This window comes from Caulobacter sp. FWC2 (assembly GCF_002742625.1).
GTDB lineage: Bacteria > Pseudomonadota > Alphaproteobacteria > Caulobacterales > Caulobacteraceae > Caulobacter.
The window spans coordinates 3,437,891-3,455,248 of sequence record NZ_PEBF01000001.1 but is presented as its reverse complement, the minus strand read 5'-3'; the positions used below and the strand labels follow the sequence as shown (position 1 = coordinate 3,455,248).

Below are 17,358 nucleotides of genomic sequence, written 5' to 3'. Positions count from 1 at the left end.
AGATCCGACCATGCGTTGGCCCCTCATTCGCTACATCCCGCGTTCCACCCATTTCCGCTTCGTGCGCTGGGCGCCGGTCGCGGCCGTGATCTCGGCGATTCTCATCGTCGCCTCGATCGGCCTGCTGGTCTTCCAGGGCCTGAACCTGGGCATCGACTTCAAGGGCGGTATCGCCCTGGAAATCACCATGTCGCGCCCCGTTCCCCAGACCGAGATGGGCGCGGTCCTCGACCAGATCGGCGCTCATGACGGCCAGGTGCAGGGCTTCGGCTCGCCGAATGCGGCCCTGGTCAAGTTCCTGCCCAGCAAGGACGAGGCGCCGAGCGTCGCCTCCAAGCGGGTCGAGGCGGAGCTGATCAAGCGCTTCCCCGACCTTAAGGTTACCAGCCGCTCTGAAGTCGGCGCCAAGGTTTCGGGCGAACTGCTGATGTCCGGCTTCAAGGCCCTGGGCGTCGCCCTGCTGCTGACCCTGGGCTACATCTGGTTCCGCTTCGGCCTGTCGTACGGCACGGGCGCGGTCGTGGCCGTGATCCACGACATCGTCCTGACCCTGGGCCTGCTGTCGGTCTGCGGGATCGAGTTCTCGATGACCGAGATCGCGGCCCTGCTGACGGTCATCGGCTATTCGATGAACGAAAAGGTCATCACCTTCGACCGTCTGAAGGAAAACCTGCGCAAGTACCGCACCACGCCGCTGCGCGACATCATCGACCTGTCGGAAAACGAGCGTCTGTCGCGGACGATCATCACCGGCACCACGGCTCTGCTGGCCCTGGGCGGCACGATGGCGTTCGGCGGGCCGGTGCTGTTCCCGCTGGTCTTCACGATGATCTTCGGGATCATCATCGGCACCTATTCGTCGATCTATATCGCCCTGCCGATGATCCTGATCTGGGGCGTAAAGCGGAACGACGAGGAAGCCACGCCGATCAAGCTCGGCGCGGCCTCGCGTCCCTGATGCGCCAGCCGCCGTCCATCGACGCCTGGGGCGGCGGCGGCTTCCGGGTCTCCGGCGACTGGCGGCCCGGCTCGCTGCTGATCCTCGACGATCAGCCCCGCGACTGGGCCGCCACGTCCCTGGCCGACCTGACCCCCGAGGCCTTCGCCGAGGTGTTCGCCGCCGGCGGGGCGGTGGAGTTCGTGCTGCTGGGCACGGGCCTCAACAATGGCCTGCCGCCGCGCGCTGTTCGCGACGCGCTCAAGGCCGCCGGCGTAGGTCTGGAGTTCATGAGCACCGAGGCGGCGGCTCGGACGTACAACGTCCTGGCCAGCGAAGGTCGCCGACTGGCAGCGGCGCTGATCGCGGTCTGACCCGCCAAACTTTACCCGACTCCCGAAACACCCCTATGGTCCCGTCCAAGCAATAGGGATCCGAGGGGGAAACCGATGTCTGGACTGCTCTCCAACTTCCGCAACACCATCATCGTCAGCTTCGTGCTGGCCCTGGTGATTATCCTTGGCTACGGGCACAGCCCGCACGGCCATGACGCCAGCTACTTCCAGGCCATCTTCCGCTGGCTGCACGTGATGTTCGGCATCCTGTGGATCGGGCTGCTCTACTACTTCAACTTTGTGCAGATCCGGGTGATGCCGCAGATCCCGGCCGAGCTGAAGCCGGCGATCAGCAAGTATATCGCGCCAGAGGCCTTGTTCTGGTTCCGCTGGGCGGCGCTGTTCACCTGGGTGATGGGCGTGATCCTGGCCTTCAGCCGTGGCTATCTGCTGGAAGCCGCGACCCTGGGCCTGGCCGGCGGCTACACGCCCGGCGTCGACATGGGCTTCACCTTCATCGGCACCGGCATGTGGCTGGCCACGGTGATGTTCTTCAACGTCTGGGTCTTCATCTGGCCGAACCAGAAGATCGCCCTGGGCATGGTCGAAGCCGACGCCGACGCCAAGGCCAAGGCCGCCAAGACGGCGATGCTGTTCTCGCGCACCAACACGCTGCTCAGCCTGCCCATGCTGGCAACCATGGCGATGAACCAGACTCTGTTCGGCTGACGCCGGACACGACACGCTGTAAGGGGAGGGCCCGTCATCTCGGCGGGCCCTTTTCTTTTTTCCGAGCTCATGGCCGATACCGAAACCCTCGACGACCTCGTCCGCCGCGTCGATCCCGACCGCTGGCTGGCCAGCCGGTTCATCGGCGACCTGGCCGCGCGCGCCGACGTCATCGCGCTGTACGGCATGAACTACGAGCTGGCCCGGGTGGCCGGCGGGGTGACCAACGCCCTGATGGGCGAGATCCGCATCACCTGGTGGCGCGAGGCGATGGAAGAGATCGCCGCCGGCAAGCCGCCCCGCAAGCATCCCAATGTCGAGGCCCTGGCCGCCTCGAAGTTCGACCCGAACGCCCTGGCCGCTCTCGCCGAGGCGCGCTTCACCGACCTGGACGAAGGTCCTCTGAAGGACGAGGCGGCGGTGCTGGCCTATGTCGACGCCACGGCCGGAGCCATGGCGGTGCTGGCCGCGCGGCGGCTGGATCCCAGCGCCGACCCCCACGCCGTCAAGGGCGGGGCCCGGGCGTTCGGCCTGACCGGGCTATGGCGGCTGAAGCAGGCAGGGCGCTCGCGGCTGCCGGAGGCCTGGACGCAGGCCGACGTGGCCGAGCGCGTCGAGGCGCAGTTGAAGGCGGCGCGGGGCGAGGTGAGGGGCCTGCCTGTGGCGGCCTTCCCGGCCGTGGCCCCGGCGGCGCTGGTGCGGCCCTACCTGAAGGGCCGCGAGATGAGCGACCTGGAAAAGAAGGCAAGGCTGACCTTCGCGGTGGCGACGGGGACGCTCTGAGCGCCCCCTCCGTCTCGTCGCGTATCCGCGCCGATCCACCTCCCCCGCGGGCGGGGGAGGTGTTGCGGCTTCCTCCTCACCCGTGAAACGGGGGAGGTGGCGCGCTGCGAATGCGCAGCGTGACGGAGGGGGCGCTCAGGCGGCTAGATCATTTGCCCGGCCGCGTGTTCCCCGTCCATTGGTCCAGCCAGTCCAGCACTTCCTTGTGCCATTGCACCGAGTTCTGGGCTTTCAGCACCCAGTGGTTCTCGTTCGGGAAGTACAGCAGCTTGCTGGGCACGCCCTTGCGCTGCAGGGCGGTGAAGGCGCCCAGGCCCTGTTCGACGGGGATGCGATAGTCGAGCTGGCCCTGCACGATCAGCTGCGGCTTGGTCCACTGGGCCACGTGATCGACCGGGTTGAACTTGTCGTAGGTCGTGTTGGCTTGCCACGGCGTGCCGCCGTTTTCCCACTCGGTGAACCAAAGCTCCTCGGTGGCGTAGCCCATGGACCGCGTGTCGAAGACGCCGTCGTGGGTGACCAGGCACTTCCACGGCTGGGACCAGTTGCCGGCGATCCAGTTGACCATGTAGCCGCCGTACGAGGCCCCCAAGGCGCAGGCGCGGTCGCCATCCAGGAAGGCGTACTTGCCCAGCGCCGCGCTCCAGCCCTTCTGCAGGTCCTCCAGCGGGCGGTCGCCCCAATGCTGGCTGATCGCGTCGGTGAAGGCCTGGCCGTAGCCGGTCGAACCGTGGAAATCGACCATCACCACGGCGTAGCCGGCATTGGCGTAGACCTGCGGGTTCCAGCGGTAGGACCAGCTGTTGCTGAACGAGCCCTGCGGGCCGCCGTGGATCAGGAAGGCCACTGGATATTTCTTGGCGGGGTCGAAATTGGCCGGCTTCACGACGAAGCCGTGGACGGTCTCGTCGTTCCAGCCCTTGAAGCTGAACTGTTCGGGCTCTCCCCAGGCCACGTCCTTGAGCGCTTCGCCAGAGGCGCTGGCCACGCGCACCGGCGGCCCCTTGGGCAGGGTCATGAACAGCTCTGACGGGCTCTTGAGCGAGTCGGAAGCATAGACCAGGCCGCCCGGGCCGACGTCGAAGGCGGTGACGTGGCCGTCGCCGGTGAGGGCGGTGACCTTGCCGGTCTTGACGTCGATGGCGAACAGCTTGCCCTGACCGACGTCGAGGGCGGTGGCGTAGATCGTCTTGCCGTCGCGGCTCCAGGCGATGGCGTCGGCCGAGCGGTCCCAGGTCGGGGCCAGCTCGCGCTCTTGCCCGGTGGCGACATCACGTACAATGACGCCGAAGCGGTCGGCTTCGAAGCCTGGACGCTTCATGGCCCGATAGGCCGCCCACTTTCCGTCGGGCGAGAACACCGGGGCGGCGTCCCAGGCCTTGTTGCCCGCCGTCAGGTTCTGGACCTTGGCAGAACCGTCCAGCGGCGCGCTCCAGACGTCATAGTTGGTGGTCCACGCCTCATCCTTGCCGGCGATCTTGGCCGAGAACACCAGGGCCTTGCTGTCCGGCGTGATCGTGAAGTCGGCGTCGTCGCCATAGGGCTTGGTCGGGGTGTCGCCGTCGAAGCCCTTCATCAGGTCGACCGGCTGGCCAGCCGCTACGCCGTTGGCGTCCAGCGTCCAGGCGAAGAGGTGGTTCTTTGTCCCATCGTTCCACGCATCCCAGTGACGGACGAACAGGCGGTCATAGACCACGCCCGTGGCCTTGGTGGCGGTCTTCGCGGCCAGCTTGGCCTCGGTGCAGGCGAAGTCGGCGCAGTCGGGGAACACGGCCAGGCCCACGACGATGGTCTTGCCGTCCGGGGCGACCTTGAAGGCCTGGACGTCGAAGGGCGCCGAGGTCACCTGCGTCGCGGTCTCGCCCATGACGTCGGTCTTGAACACCTGCTCGGTTCCGCCGGCGCGGCTGGACGAGAAGTAGATGGCCTTGCCGTCGGCGCTCCAGCGGCCGCTCGATGCGCCGCCGTCCGAGATCGCTAGCCGGCGAGGGGCCATCTTGGCCTTCAGGTCGGCGACCCACAGCGACATCGCGGCCTTATTGGCCGGATAGTTCATGGTCCGCACGGAATAGAGCACGTAGCGGCCGTCGGGCGACACGCGCGGATCCGACAGGCGATCCAGGCTGGCCATGTCCTTGGCCGTGAAGACGTGCGGCTTGGCGGGCGCCTGCGCGTAGGCGGCTCCCGATAGGGCGGCGGCCAGGACGAGGGCGGAGGCGGCGACGAAACGCAAACTCTTGATCATGAAACCGAAATTCCCGGAAACGGTTATCGCTTTGGCGGCGGAGCGTAGTCCTGCTTTCGTCGAGGGGATAGGGGACCCCGGCACGAGATTCCCAACCACGGATCGTCGATCGACGGTCTGTTTCCCTGTACGCGTTCGTGTGACAAAACTGTAATTAAGTCAGCCGCTTAGCGCGTAACAATCCGAAACAGACTTTGCTTTGCCGCGACGCAGCATCCTTCCTAGATGGTAGTCGGGGCGAAAGGACGACCGCAGAGTCGTCCGTCGAACGATAAGGTGTCTCTAGTGTCGGCTTCGGGTTATTTTCAGCACACGGTCGCAGGACCGGTGATCTTCGCGGGGATCGGCCTGCACACGGGCGCGCACGTGCGCGTCTCGGTGCGTCCGTCGGCCCCCGACGCGGGGATCGTCTTCGTGCGGACCGATGTGCATGACCGCGACAACCGCGTCCCCGTGACCGCCCAGGCGGTTTGCCAGACGCAACTTGGCACGGTGATCTGCAATGGCGACGACGTCCGCGTCTCGACGATCGAGCATCTGATGGCGGCCCTGGCGGCCCTGTCGATCGACAACTGCGTCGTCGAGCTGGACGGTCCGGAAGTGCCGATCATGGACGGCTCGTCCGAGCCCTTCGTCCAGATCCTGGACCGCGCCGGCCGCCGCAAGCAGGAAGCCGTCCGCCAATATATCGAGATCCTGGCGCCGATCACGGTGCAGGAGGGCGACAAGCGCGCCAGCCTGCTGCCGTCTGATCGTTTTGAAGTGGCTTTTGAGATCGCCTTCGGCTCGCGGGCCATCGGCCGTCAGGCCGTGGATCTGGTCGTCGACGAAGAATCGTTCCGCGCCGAACTGTCCGACTGCCGCACCTTCGGCTTCGTTCGCGACGTCGAGGCCCTGCGCGCCATCGGCTTGGCCCGCGGCGGCTCGATGGAGAACGCCGTGGTCATCGACGGCGACCGCGTGCTGAACCCGGAAGGCCTGCGCCGCTCGGACGAATTCGTGCGCCACAAGGCGCTGGACGCCATCGGCGACCTTTATGTGCTGGGCAAGCCGCTCCTGGGCCGCTTCGAAGGCGTCCTGGCCGGTCACGGCCTCAATAACGCCGTGGTTCGGGCATTGATGGCCCAGCCGCGCGCCTGGCGCCTACGCGCCCTCGCGTCGGAACTGGCTCAAGCGGTCTAGATAGCGTCTCCGGGAGTCGGGCTCGGCGTTCGCATTTGCGCCTTCGACGGCGTGGTGTAGAAGCCTTGCACGGCGCTGGGGCGCACGTTTGCTTCGAGGGTGAGAGACTCCGTGCTTCGTAATTTCAAGGGACGTTCGGCCGTCACGATCGCCGCAATGCTTGTCGCTGTGTCGGTGGCGGGCTGCGCGGGCAAGGCCAAGAAGCCGACCCTCGCCTACGAAGAGCGTCCGGTCGAGCTGCTGTATTCGACGGGCGCCAACCGCCTGGACCGTGGCAACTGGAACGAGGCCGTCGACTATTTCCGCGAGGTCGAGCGCCAGCACCCGTATTCGGAATGGTCGCGTCGTTCGATTCTGATGACCGGCTACGCCCACTACCAGGGCAACCAGTACGCTGACGCCATTGGCGATGCGGACCGATTCATCTCGCTTTATCCCGGCAACCCGTCGGCCCAGTACGCCTACTATCTGAAGGCCATCTGCTATTTCGAGCAGATCGTCGACGTGAACCGCGACCAGGCCGCCACCGAGCAGGCCCTGGCCGCGCTGCGCGACGTCGTCCAGCGCTATCCGACCACGGAGTACGCCCAGGACGCCCGCCTGAAGATCGACATGGTCAACGACCAGCTGGCCGGCAAGGAAATGGCCATTGGCCGCTACTACCTGAAGCAGGGTCAGACCCTGGCCGCGATCGGCCGCTTCAAGACCGTGATCGAGAAGCACCAGACCACCTCGCACACGCCCGAAGCCCTGTTCCGCCTGGTCGAGGCCTATCTGACCATCGGCCTGACCGACGAAGCCAAGCGCAACGGTGCGGTCCTGGGCTACAACTTCCCGGGCGACCGTTGGTACGCCGACGCCTACAAGCTGCTCAACGACAACGGCCTGCGCCCCGCCGTCGAGCCTTTGAAGGCTGGCGCCAAGCGCAACGCCCTGGAACGTGTCCTGTCGAAGGACAAGGACACCACCCTGGCGCCGCCCGGCGAAAAGAAGTCCCGCAAGGGCCTGATGGGCGCCCTGGGCATGTAGAAACAGCGGGATCAGATGTCTGGTCCCGTTTCGTTCTACCTTTGCGCTTTGAAAAATCCTGATTCCCGGCGATCTTGCGAACCATGCTGATCGGCCTCTCCATCCGTGACGTCGTGCTCATCGAGAGCCTGGACCTTGCCATCGGTGAGGGCCTGACCGCGCTGACCGGCGAAACCGGGGCCGGGAAGTCGATCATTCTCGACGCGCTGGGCCTGGCCACCGGCGCGCGCGCCGACGCCGGCCTGGTCCGGCGCGGGGCCGCTGGCCACGCCTCGGCCACGGCCATGTTCGCCCTGCCGGCCGACCATCCCGCCTTCGCCTATCTGGACGACAAGGGTCTGGCCTATGCCCGCGACGAGGACCTGGTCCTGCGCCGGCAGCTGTCGCCCGACGGCCGCTCCCGGGCCTTCGTCAACGACCAGGCCACCAGCGTCGGGGTGCTGAAGGACCTCGGCGCGCTGCTGCTCGAGGTCCACGGCCAGCACGAGACCGTTGGCCTGCTGGACCCCAAGACCCATCGCAGCCTGCTGGACGCGTTCGGCAGCGTCAGCGTCGGCGCCGTCGGCTCGGCCTGGAGCGCCTGGCGCGCCGCCCGCGAGGCCGCCGCGCAACTGCGCGACCTGGCCGGCCGCGCCGCCGCCGAGACCGAGGAGCTGACCCTCCGCCTCTCCGAACTGGACCGCCTCGATCCCCGCGAAGGCGAGGAAGCGGCCCTGGCTGAGGAGCGGGCCCTGCTGAGTTCGGCCGAAAAGGCCATGATCGACATCGCCTCGGCCCAGGACGCCCTAGGCGGCGACGCCCTGTCCGGCAAGCTGGCCCAGGCCTATCGCGCCTTGGAGCGGGCCCGTGAGCGCGCCCTGCAGGCCGGCGCGCCGGCCGACGGCGCGGCCATGACCCGGCTCTCCGTCGCCTGCGAGGCCGTCGACCGCGCCCTGGTCGAGGCTCAGGAGGCCAGCGCCGCCATCGACTCGGTGGCCGAGAGCTTCGAGTTCGAGCCCGATCGTCTGGAAAAGGCCGAGGAGCGGCTGTTCGCCCTGCGCGCCATGGCCCGCAAGCTCAACGTCCTGGTCGAGGATCTGCCCGCCACACGCGCCGAGTTCGCCGCCCGCCTGCAAGCTATCGAGACGTCAGAGGACGCCCTGAAGGCCGCCGAGAAGGAGGCCGCCGAGGCCCGCGAGGCCTATATCTACGCGGCCGACGCCCTGTCGGCCGAGCGCCGCGCCGCCGGCGACGCGCTGGCCAAGGCCGTCGAGGCCGAGTTGGCCCCGCTGAAGCTGGAAAAGGCGAAGTTCCGCGTCGCCGTCGATCCGCTGGCCGAGGACCGGGCCGGTCCGACCGGCCTGGACCGCATCGCCTTCGAGATTTCGACCAATCCTGGCGCGCCTTTCGGCCCGATGGAGGCCATCGCCTCGGGCGGCGAACTGGCCCGCTTCGCCCTGGCCCTGAAGGCGGCGCTGGCGGGGCGCGGCGGCGGCCCGCAGCCGTTGATGATATTCGACGAGGTTGATCAGGGTGTCGGCGGCGCCGTTGCGGACGCGGTCGGCCTGCGCCTGAAGCGGCTGGCGTCGAACGCCCAGGTCCTGGTCGTCACCCACTCGGCCCAGGTCGCCGCGCGGGGCGACGCCCACTGGCGGATCTCGAAGTCCGGCGACGACACCTCGACGCGCACCAAGGTCGAGCCGCTCGGCCCGTCCGAACGCGAGGAAGAGATCGCGCGGATGCTGTCGGGGGCCGAGGTGACGGAAGCGGCGCGGGCCGCCGCGCGGGCCTTGATGGCTTAAGCGGCTGCTGGCGCGCCGGTCGGAACGCGCTGGGCGTTCGACTGTCCCTTCATCCAACCCTGCAACGGCGCGTCGACGAGCCGCTCGAACACCCACGCCACGACGATGGTCGCCGGGATGGCCAGCGCCCACAGCGTCCAGGACGCCGCCGAGGTCAGGCCAAGCTTGCTCTCGACCATCCGCACCACGCCGAACCACACCACGGCCGTCAGGGTGTTGGTCAGGAACAGCGAGAACGACAGCTTGCCCGCCGCGCCGGCCCAGCGCCAGGCGCGGGGTTTGGAGGCGCCGGCCGCGTAGATCAGGAAGCCCAGCAGCGCGAGGCTGAAATAGTCGAACCGGCCCAGGGCCTGGATGCCGACCACGGCCGATAGGGCCGTGACGGCCAGCGGCAGGGCCTGGCGGCGCGCCAGGGTCGTCACCGGCAGGCGGGCGACCAGCAGGCCGATCATGAACAGCGGCACGCCTCGGATCAGGCCAAAGCGCAGCGGCAGTTGATAGCCGGGAATTCCGACGATCATCAGCGCGGCCTGGTCGATGGCCACATAGGCGCAGACGCCCATGGCCAACAGCGCTAGCGGACGCTTCGTCGTGGCCACGCGCCGCCAAACGGCCGGGAACAGGGCGTAGGCCACGATCAGGGCCGACAGGGTCCAGGTCGGGGTGTTCCAGCCCGAGGTCCCGGGCGCGAACCAGGCCTGGACCAGGAAGACCTGTGGCAGCAACTGGTCCCACTGGAACCACTGCGGGTTCTGCGGGGCCATGCCGATCGCGGACGTGCCGACGAAGAAGGCGACGAACAGCGCCAGCATGACCAGGTGCGGCGGCCAGATGCGCTGCACGCGGCGCTTCAGGAAGGTCAGGGTGTCGACGTCCAAGCTTTGAACGCGCGGACCGTAGGTGCGGGCCAGCACATAGCCCGACAACATCAGGAAGAAATCGGTCGCCAGATAGCCGCGCCCGAAGGCCGGCGACAGGCTGAACAGTGACACCGGCGCCCGCTCGGCCACGTGGTAGAGCACGATGAACAACGCCGCCAGGAAGCGCAGGGCGTCCAGCGGACCGTCCCGCGACAGGACGGGCAGGGCGTTATTTGTGCCGGCTTTGAACATCGAAGGCTCCTTGAAGCCTTGCAGCGCAAGGGCCGGGCCAGTTTTCGCCTGACAGGCTACCACATCGCTGACTCCCCCCGTCAGGACGGCGTTGCTAACCTGCTGGGACTTCCCGCCTTTCGGATTCGCGCCTGTGCCTCAGATCCCCGTCGCCGACATCACCGAAGCCCAGGCCGTCGAGGAACTGGAGCGCCTGGCTGATGACCTGACCGCCCACGACCTGGCCTATCACCAGCAGGACGCGCCCAAGATCAGCGACGGCGAGTACGACGCCCTCAAGCGCCGCAACCTGGACATCGAGACCCGCTTCCCGCACCTGGTGCGCGACAATTCCCCGTCCATGCGGGTCGGCGCGGCGCGGGCCGAGCAGTTCTCGCCCGTCGAGCACGGCGTGCCCATGCTCAGCCTCGACAACGCCTTCTCCAACGACGAAGCGACCGAGTTCGACGCCCGGATCCGGCGGTTCCTGCGCTTGTCGCCCTCCGACACCGTCGCCTACACGGCCGAGCCGAAGATCGACGGCCTGTCGGCTTCGCTGCGCTACGAGAAGGGCGTGCTGGTCCAGGGCGCCACGCGGGGCGACGGCCGGGTGGGCGAGGACGTCACCGCCAACCTGCGCACCATCGCCGACATCCCCCACCGCCTCAAGGGTTCGGACTGGCCCGACGTGATCGAGGTGCGGGGCGAGGTCTATGTCGAACTCGCCGCCTTCGCCGCCTTCAACCACGCCGCCGAGGAGGCCGGCCAGCGCACCTACGCCAATCCGCGCAACTTCGCCGCCGGCTCGCTGCGCCAGATCGATCCGAAGATCAGCGCCCAGCGACCGTTGCGGTTCTTCGGCTATGCGTGGGGGCTGGTGTCCGAGCCTTTCGCCGACAGCCAGTGGGGCGCGCTCGAGAAGCTGACCGAGTGGGGTTTCGTGACGACGGCTCCGCCGGCCAAGCGGGTCGAGAACGTCCAGGGCCTGCTGGACATCTATGCCCAGTTCGAGACCCTGCGGCCCACGCTCGGCTTCGACATCGACGGCGTCGTCTACAAGGTCGACGACCTGGAGCAGCAACGCCGCCTGGGCTTCGTCTCGCGCTCGCCGCGCTGGGCCATCGCCCGCAAGTTCCCGGCCCAGCGAGCCCGCACGATCCTGGAGGCCATCGAGATTCAGGTTGGCCGGACGGGCGCCCATACTCCGGTCGCGCGCCTGAAGCCCGTCACCGTCGGCGGCGTCTCGGTGACCAACGCGACGCTGCACAATGGCGACGAGATCGCTCGCTTGGATGTCCGCATCGGTGACACGGTCGTCTTGCAGCGCGCCGGCGACGTCATTCCGCAGATCGTCGAAGTCGACCTCGCGGCTCGCCCAGACCCTGAACCTCCCGTCTACGAATTCCCCCACCTCTGCGAATGCCCGCTGAAGACGGAATTGGCCCGCGAGGTCACGGCTTCGGGCCAGGAGTCGGTGGTGCGCCGCTGCACCGGCGAGTTCGCCTGTCCGTTCCAGCGGGTCGAGCACCTGCGCCACTTCGTGTCGCGCCGCGCCTTCGACATCGAGGGTCTGGGCGAGAAGCAGCTGCAGGCCTTTTTCGACGAGGGCTGGATCACCGAGCCGGCCGACGTCTTCAAGCTGGCCAAGGACGAGGAAAAGCTCTCGGCCCTGCGCGAGCGCGACGGCTATGGCGAGACCTCGGTCGCCAACCTTGTGAAGGGCATCGACGCTCGCCGCACCATCGGCATGGACCGGATGATCTACGGCCTGGGCGCGCGCGACATCGGCGAGACGACCTCGACGGTGCTGGCCCGCAACTTCGACCGCTTCGAGGACCTGCAAGCCGCCGCCGAGGCCGCCGCCAAGGGCCTGCCGGGCGAGACCTACCTGGAGCTTTCCACCGCGCAAGGCGTCGGGCCCAAGGCGCTGGACCTGCTGGTCGAAGCCGGGAAGGGCGGTTTGGTCTCTGACCCCTGGCCGCAGACCGACGACCTGGAAATCAAGATCGGCCACGCGGTTCCGAAGCTGACCAAGCCCGCCCGCGCGGCCCTGGCCCAGCGCTTTGGGACCTGGGACGCGTTCGCCGAGGGTCTCTCCGCCGCCGCCTCGGGCGCGCCGGGCGACGACTACCTGCACCTGGCGGCGGTCGACGGCGTCGGTCCAGTCGCCGCCCAGTCGCTGGCCCGGTTCTTCGCCGAGGAGCATAACCGCGCCAAGGTCGCCAATCTCGTCGCCGAACTGGACATCCAGCCGGTCGCCAAGCCCAAGACCGACACGGCCGTGGCCGGCAAGACCATTGTCTTCACCGGTTCGCTGGAGAAGATGACCCGCGACGAGGCCAAGGCTCAGGCCGAAAGCCTGGGCGCCAAGGTGGCCTCGTCGGTGTCGAAGAAGACTGATCTGGTCGTTGCAGGTCCAGGCGCGGGCTCGAAGCTGAAGACGGCCACCGACCTCGGCATCCAGGTCATGACCGAGGACGAGTGGCTGGAGATGGTCGGCGCATGAAGGTCATCGCTCTTGACTTCGAGACCGCCAACGAACAACGCGCCAGCCCTTGCTCGATCGGCCTGGCCTGGATCGAGGATGGCCAGGTGGCGAGGATCGAGCACCACTACATCCGTCCGCCCGGCAATCGCTTCGCGCGGTTCAACATCGCCTTCCACGGCATCGGCCCTCAGCATGTCGAGGACGCCGACGAGTGGCCGGACGTGCTGGAGCGGCTGCGGCCCGAACTGGACGGCGCGCTGGTGCTGGCCCACAACGCCTCGTTCGACGTCAGCGTGATCCGCCGGACCTGCGAGCACTATGGCGTCCGCGCGCCGAGCTTCGACTATCTTTGCACTGTGCAGGTGGCGCGCGGCGTCTGGCCGGAGCTGTCGTCGCACAAGCTGAACGTGGTCTGCGGCCACCTGGGCGTCGACTTCAAGCACCACGACGCGGCGGGCGACGCCTATGCCTGCGGGCACGTGGCGCTGGCTGCGGCCAGCTTGAACGGCGTGTTGCATGTGCGGGACCTGCCGGCGCGTCTTGGCATGACCTTGGGCCGGTTGGACCACGACGGCTATACGCCACCCAAGGGGGCAGTCAGCGCTCGCCGATCCCGCGTCCACGGCTGAGACGCATCGCCGCAACCGCAATTCCCGCCTCGTTTTCGCCTTCGGCCTTGTCCTGACTGGGCGGATCACGCAACGAATGGGTTCAAACGCGCATTTGAAGGCGCGGACCTATTGGGAGTACCGAATGCTGCGCACCATCCTGCTCGCCGCCGCCCTGACCGTCACGGCCGGCTCGGCCTTCGCGGCCGACGTCACCGGGGTCTGGCAGACGCCGACCAATGGCGGCCAGGTCGAGATCACGCGCTGCGGCAACAGCCTGTGCGGCAAGCTGATCACGTCCGACCACATCAAGGCCAGCCCGGCCCAGAAGGACGTCAAAAACAAGGACGAGGCCCAGCGCGGCCGTCCCTTGAAGAACCTGCAGATGCTGTACGACTTCTCCGGCGGTCCGACCAAGTGGACCGGCGGCAAGGTCTACAACCCCGACGACGGCGGCACCTATTCAGGCACGGTCGAACTGCTCAGCGACAACGAACTGAAGCTGAAGGGCTGCATCGTCGCGCCGCTGTGCAAGACGCAGAAGTGGACGCGGTTGAAGTAGGGCCGAGAAGCCCCCTCAGTCGCTTCGCGACAGCTCCCCCATAAAGGGGGAGCAGAATCCGAGGCGTCCTCCCCCTTTATGGGGGAGGTGGCCCGCAGGGCCGGAGGGGGCAGCGCCGCCCTAGAGCGGCGCGCAGGCCTCTTCCATCCAGGCGCGGATCTCGGGTTCGACCCGAGGCCCGATCTCGGCCAGCACCCGCGCGTGGTAGGCGTCGAACTGCGCTACTTCCTCGGCCGTCAGCAGGGTCTTGTCGATCAGGCGACGGTCGATCGGCGCCAGGGTCAGGGCCTCGAAGCGGTGCATTGGGCGATCGCCGCCAGGGACGTCCTCGGCCGGCATGACGACTTCCAGGTTCTCGATCCGGATGCCGTATTCGCCGTCCTTGTAGTAGCCGGGCTCGTTCGAGACGATCATGCCGGGCTGCAGGGCGATGAGGTTGGGGGCCTTGGCGATCCGTTGCGGCCCCTCGTGAACGCCCAGATAGACGCCGACGCCGTGGCCGGTGCCGTGGTCGTAGTCCAGGCCATGCGCCCACAGCGCGGCGCGGGCGAAGGCGTCGATGGCCGAGCCGGTGGTGCCGGCCGGGAAGCGCAGGCGGGCGATGGCCAGGTGGCCCTTCAGAACCAGCGTATTGCGGTTGACCATCTCGGCCGACGGCTCGCCGATCGCCACGGTGCGGGTGACGTCGGTGGTGCCGTCCAGATACTGGCCGCCGCTGTCGACCAGCAGCAGCGAGCCCCTCGCGGCGCGTTCGTTGGACCGCTCGGTCGGGCGATAGTGGGGCAGGGCGCCGTGGCCGTTGGCCGCGCCGATGGTGTCGAAGGACAGGTCCTTCAGCCTGCCGGTGGCCTCGCGGAAGCCTTCCAGCTTGGCGACGGCCTCCTTTTCGTCGGGCGGGTTGATCTGGCCCTCGGTGGCCAGCCAGTGCAGGAAGCGGGTCAGGGCCGCGCCGTCGCGCTTGTGAGCCTCGCGCGTGCCGTCCAGCTCGACGCCGTTCTTGCAGGCGCGGGGCAGGGTGCAGGGGTCCATGGCCCGCACGATCTTCGAGCCGGCGGCGGCCAGGGTGTCGAAGTACCAGGCCGAGGACTGTCCAGGATCGACGACCACGGTCTTGTCCGACAGGTCGCCCAGCGCCTCTTCCAGCTTGTCCGGCGTCTCCAGCGAGACCTGATTGCCCAGCCACGCCGGCAGGTCGGTGGTCACCTTGGCCGGATCGAGGAACAGGCGGGCCGTGCCGTCGGCCTTGAGGATGGCTTGAGCCAGCGGCAGGGGTGAGCGGATGACGTCGCCGCCGCGGACATTGAACAGCCAGGCGATCGAGGCCGGGGCGGTGATCACCACCGCATCGGCGCCGAAGGCGGCGATCGAAGCGCCGACCCGGGCTCGCTTGGAGCTCGACTCTTCGCCGGCATATTCGACGTACTGCGGCACGACCGGCGCCATCGGCTGGGCGGGGCGGGCGTCGCCCCAGGCCTGGTCGATCGGGTTGGCCGCGACGGGCTTGAGGATCGCGCCGGCGCGGTGGGCGGCGGCCTTCAGGCCTTCCAAGGCCGAGGGGCTGTGCAGGCGGGCGTCGTAGCCGATCACCGCGCCCTTGTCAGTGGTCTCCAGATAGGCCGGGACGCCGCCCTCGACGAGGTCGCGGATCTCGAACACGCCCTGGTCGACCTGTTCTCGGACCTGCAAGGTGTAGCGGCCGTCGACGAACACGGCGGCGCGGTCCTTGAGGATCACGCCGGCGCCGGCCGAGCCGGTGAAGCCGCTGGCCCAGGCCAGGCGGTCATTGGCGGCGGGCAGATATTCGTTCTGGTGCTCGTCCTCGTGCGGCACGAGGAAGCCGTCCAGCCCCTGCGCGGCCATGGCGGCGCGGATCAGCGGGACGTGCTTGGGCCCGAAGGACGGGTCGGTGGATTCGTCGAAGGTCTGGCGCATGGGGAGGATTTAAGCCTCTCAGGCGCTGCTGACCAGATGCTCCCCCGCGCTGCGGGGGAGCTGTCGGCGAAGCCGACTGAGGGGGCCGTCGCGGCGTAGGCCGAGCTAGCCCCCTCCGGCCCTCTGGGCCACCTCCCCCGCATCGCGGGGGAGGATCATTCTTTACGGCCGTTGCAGGACCAGCGTCGCCCAGGCGTCGCGGTGGATGCGGGTCACGACCTTGAAGCCGCGCGACAGATAGGCGGCCTTGACCATCCGCTCCTGGGTGCGCAGCAGGCCCGACAGGATGACCGTGCCGCCGGGAACCAGGGCGCGCTTGATGTCCTGGGCCAGGCTGATCAGCGGGCGGGCCAGGATGTTGGCGAACACCAGGTCGTAGGGGGCATTGTTGGCCACCAGCGGGTTCGACAGGCCCGAGGCGTGGACGAACTTGGCGTTGGCCTTGTTGACCTTGGCGTTCTCCTTGGAGATCCGCACGGACGGCTTGTCGATGTCGGTGCCGACGGCCAGCTTGCTGCCGGTGCGGGCGGCGGCGATGGCCAGCAGGCCGGTGCCGGCCCCGACGTCCAGAACCTTGTTGAAGCGCTTGGCCTTGATCAGGCGGTCATAGGCCTGCAGGCAGCCGACGGTGGTGCCGTGGTGACCCGTGCCGAAGGCCGCGCCGGCCTCGATGCGCAGGTTGACGGTGCTGGCCGGCAGGCGGCCGCGGTCGTGCATGCCATAGACGAAGAAGCGGCCGGCGCGCACGGGCGGCAGGCCCGACAGCGCCATGGCCAGCCAGTCGGCGTCGGCCAGGGTGTCGCGGACGACCTTCAGGTCGTATTCGCCCAGCAGCGCCATCAGGCTGGCGTCTTCCTCGTCGGTCGTCGGGAAGGCGTCGATGCGCCAGATGCCCTTGTCCTCGTCCTCTTCCAGGATCGAGTAGGTCGCGCCTTCGAGGCCGGGATGGTTGTCGATGGCGTCGGCGGCGGTCTCGGCTTCGGCGCGCGCGCCGCGGGCGACGATCTGCTGGGGCGTATAGTCGGTCATTCGCGCCTGTTAGCTCTAAAGGGCGCGAAAAGCGAGCCTTAGCGCGTCGTCATGCCGGTAGCGGCCGCGTCCGCCATCACGAGCGGGGTGGGCGCCTGTGCGGATTGCGGCCTGCGATCCTCGGGCAGCGAGACGTCGAGGATATCGCCGCGCTCCGACGCCCAGTTGGGCGCGTCGGCCGGCAGGGGCGGCGTCGCCGGACCATGCTGGGCCGGAACATAGTCGGGAAGCTCCGGCGCCGGGGGCGGTTCATAGTCGGCGTACTGGATCGGCTGTGGAGACTGCGTCGCCTGCAGGAAGTCGGTTCCGACGACATAGTCCGGGACCTTGCCTGCTGGCCATGACAGCGGCTCGGCCTGCGCCTGCTGAGCGTATGGGGCGGCTTCCATCTCAGAGGTGTAGGCGCCGTCCTGCGCGCCGGTCTGCATGGCCAGTCCCGCCAGGGCGCCGAGCACGGCGCAGGCCGGGGCGCCAAAGGCGACAGGGCGGGTGAGGGTGAAGGCCTTCAGATGGCCGATGATCTTTTCGAGCCGCTGGTCCATGTCGGCATAGCGCGCGACGAGGACTTTGGTTCGAAATCCCGCTCGCGAGACTCATGAAGCGGATTCTAGGGTGGCCGCGAAGAGG

The 17,358-nt window shown here is 68.2% G+C and carries 15 protein-coding genes; 10 read left to right on the top strand and 5 right to left on the bottom strand.

The window, feature by feature from the left end; genetic code table 11:
- Positions 1-10: 10 nt before the first annotated feature.
- From secF to CSW62_RS16555, 4 genes are all read left to right on the top strand, one after another.
- Entirely contained in the window at positions 11-958 is a 948-nt protein-coding gene (gene secF / locus CSW62_RS16570) for a protein translocase subunit SecF (protein WP_099579664.1), read from the top strand.
- Positions 958-1,311: an Mth938-like domain-containing protein gene (locus tag CSW62_RS16565; RefSeq protein WP_099579662.1), complete on the top strand. Its 354-nt coding sequence runs from the start codon at positions 958-960 to the stop codon at positions 1,309-1,311. The genes secF and CSW62_RS16565 overlap by 1 nt, the downstream gene beginning before the upstream one ends.
- Positions 1,312-1,386: 75 nt before the next feature.
- Positions 1,387-2,001: a urate hydroxylase PuuD gene (locus CSW62_RS16560; RefSeq protein ID WP_099579660.1), complete on the top strand. Its 615-nt coding sequence runs from the start codon at positions 1,387-1,389 to the stop codon at positions 1,999-2,001.
- 69 nt (positions 2,002-2,070) lie between these two features.
- Positions 2,071-2,784 carry a squalene/phytoene synthase family protein gene (locus tag CSW62_RS16555; RefSeq protein WP_099579658.1) on the top strand — a complete coding sequence of 238 codons (714 nt, stop codon included), beginning with the start codon at positions 2,071-2,073 and terminating at the stop codon, positions 2,782-2,784.
- 148 nt (positions 2,785-2,932) lie between these two features.
- Here CSW62_RS16555 and CSW62_RS16550 read toward each other — a convergent pair whose 3' ends face one another.
- Positions 2,933-5,029, bottom strand: coding sequence for a S9 family peptidase (locus tag CSW62_RS16550; protein ID WP_099579656.1), 2,097 nt, complete (start codon positions 5,027-5,029; stop codon positions 2,933-2,935).
- A 285-nt stretch (positions 5,030-5,314) separates the two neighbouring features.
- Between CSW62_RS16550 and lpxC the strand changes: the two genes are divergently transcribed.
- The 3 genes from lpxC (at position 5,315) to recN (ending at position 9,021) form a co-directional block, all read left to right on the top strand.
- Positions 5,315-6,211 carry a UDP-3-O-acyl-N-acetylglucosamine deacetylase gene (lpxC, locus tag CSW62_RS16545; protein ID WP_099579654.1) on the top strand — a complete coding sequence of 299 codons (897 nt, stop codon included), beginning with the start codon at positions 5,315-5,317 and terminating at the stop codon, positions 6,209-6,211.
- Between the two features lie 99 nt (positions 6,212-6,310).
- Entirely contained in the window at positions 6,311-7,240 is a 930-nt protein-coding gene (locus tag CSW62_RS16540) for an outer membrane protein assembly factor BamD (RefSeq protein WP_199170624.1), read from the top strand.
- Positions 7,241-7,323: 83 nt separating this feature from the next.
- Complete coding sequence (recN, locus tag CSW62_RS16535; protein WP_099579650.1) at positions 7,324-9,021, top strand: DNA repair protein RecN; 1,698 nt, start codon at positions 7,324-7,326, stop codon at positions 9,019-9,021.
- Here recN and CSW62_RS16530 read toward each other — a convergent pair.
- Entirely contained in the window at positions 9,018-10,133 is a 1,116-nt protein-coding gene (locus tag CSW62_RS16530; protein WP_099579648.1) for an acyltransferase, read from the bottom strand. The two genes, recN and CSW62_RS16530, sit on opposite strands and share 4 nt — an antisense overlap.
- A 133-nt stretch (positions 10,134-10,266) precedes the next feature.
- On the opposite strand from CSW62_RS16530, the gene ligA reads away from it, so the two are divergent.
- The 3 genes from ligA to CSW62_RS16515 all read left to right on the top strand — a co-directional run bounded on the left by ligA (position 10,267) and on the right by CSW62_RS16515 (position 13,770).
- Positions 10,267-12,618, top strand: a complete 2,352-nt coding sequence (gene ligA / locus CSW62_RS16525; protein ID WP_099579646.1) for an NAD-dependent DNA ligase LigA — start codon at positions 10,267-10,269, stop codon at positions 12,616-12,618.
- Complete coding sequence (locus tag CSW62_RS16520) at positions 12,594-13,229, top strand: 3'-5' exonuclease (RefSeq protein WP_199170623.1); 636 nt, start codon at positions 12,594-12,596, stop codon at positions 13,227-13,229. Before ligA ends, CSW62_RS16520 begins: the two co-directional genes overlap by 25 nt.
- Before the next feature lie 124 nt (positions 13,230-13,353).
- A complete protein-coding gene (locus tag CSW62_RS16515) occupies positions 13,354-13,770 on the top strand; it encodes a DUF2147 domain-containing protein (protein ID WP_099579642.1) in 417 nt (138 codons plus the stop codon).
- Positions 13,771-13,890: 120 nt separating this feature from the next.
- Here the strand turns inward: CSW62_RS16515 and CSW62_RS16510 are convergent, their stop codons facing one another.
- The 3 genes from CSW62_RS16510 to CSW62_RS16500 all read right to left on the bottom strand — a co-directional run bounded on the left by CSW62_RS16510 (position 13,891) and on the right by CSW62_RS16500 (position 17,273).
- Complete coding sequence (locus tag CSW62_RS16510; RefSeq protein WP_099579640.1) at positions 13,891-15,702, bottom strand: aminopeptidase P family protein; 1,812 nt, start codon at positions 15,700-15,702, stop codon at positions 13,891-13,893.
- Between the two features lie 162 nt (positions 15,703-15,864).
- On the bottom strand, positions 15,865-16,731 hold the full coding sequence (locus tag CSW62_RS16505; RefSeq protein WP_099579638.1) for a 50S ribosomal protein L11 methyltransferase: 867 nt from the start codon (positions 16,729-16,731) through the stop codon (positions 15,865-15,867).
- A 38-nt stretch (positions 16,732-16,769) separates the two neighbouring features.
- A complete protein-coding gene (locus tag CSW62_RS16500; RefSeq protein WP_099579636.1) occupies positions 16,770-17,273 on the bottom strand; it encodes a hypothetical protein in 504 nt (167 codons plus the stop codon).
- Positions 17,274-17,358 lie beyond the last annotated feature (85 nt).

What these genes read in the sequence shown, in the direction of transcription:
- CSW62_RS16530 (WP_099579648.1), bottom strand. Translation starts at nt 10,133, where the DNA reads ATGTTCAAAGCCGGCACAAATAACGCCCTGCCCGTCCTGTCGCGGGAC.
- recN (WP_099579650.1), top strand. Translation starts at nt 7,324, where the DNA reads ATGCTGATCGGCCTCTCCATCCGTGACGTCGTGCTCATCGAGAGCCTG.
- CSW62_RS16555 (WP_099579658.1), top strand. Translation starts at nt 2,071, where the DNA reads ATGGCCGATACCGAAACCCTCGACGACCTCGTCCGCCGCGTCGATCCC.
- CSW62_RS16565 (WP_099579662.1), top strand. Translation starts at nt 958, where the DNA reads ATGCGCCAGCCGCCGTCCATCGACGCCTGGGGCGGCGGCGGCTTCCGG.
- CSW62_RS16550 (WP_099579656.1), bottom strand. Translation starts at nt 5,029, where the DNA reads ATGATCAAGAGTTTGCGTTTCGTCGCCGCCTCCGCCCTCGTCCTGGCC.
- CSW62_RS16500 (WP_099579636.1), bottom strand. Translation starts at nt 17,273, where the DNA reads ATGGACCAGCGGCTCGAAAAGATCATCGGCCATCTGAAGGCCTTCACC.
- CSW62_RS16560 (WP_099579660.1), top strand. Translation starts at nt 1,387, where the DNA reads ATGTCTGGACTGCTCTCCAACTTCCGCAACACCATCATCGTCAGCTTC.
- CSW62_RS16515 (WP_099579642.1), top strand. Translation starts at nt 13,354, where the DNA reads ATGCTGCGCACCATCCTGCTCGCCGCCGCCCTGACCGTCACGGCCGGC.
- secF (WP_099579664.1), top strand. Translation starts at nt 11, where the DNA reads ATGCGTTGGCCCCTCATTCGCTACATCCCGCGTTCCACCCATTTCCGC.
- CSW62_RS16505 (WP_099579638.1), bottom strand. Translation starts at nt 16,731, where the DNA reads ATGACCGACTATACGCCCCAGCAGATCGTCGCCCGCGGCGCGCGCGCC.
- CSW62_RS16510 (WP_099579640.1), bottom strand. Translation starts at nt 15,702, where the DNA reads ATGCGCCAGACCTTCGACGAATCCACCGACCCGTCCTTCGGGCCCAAG.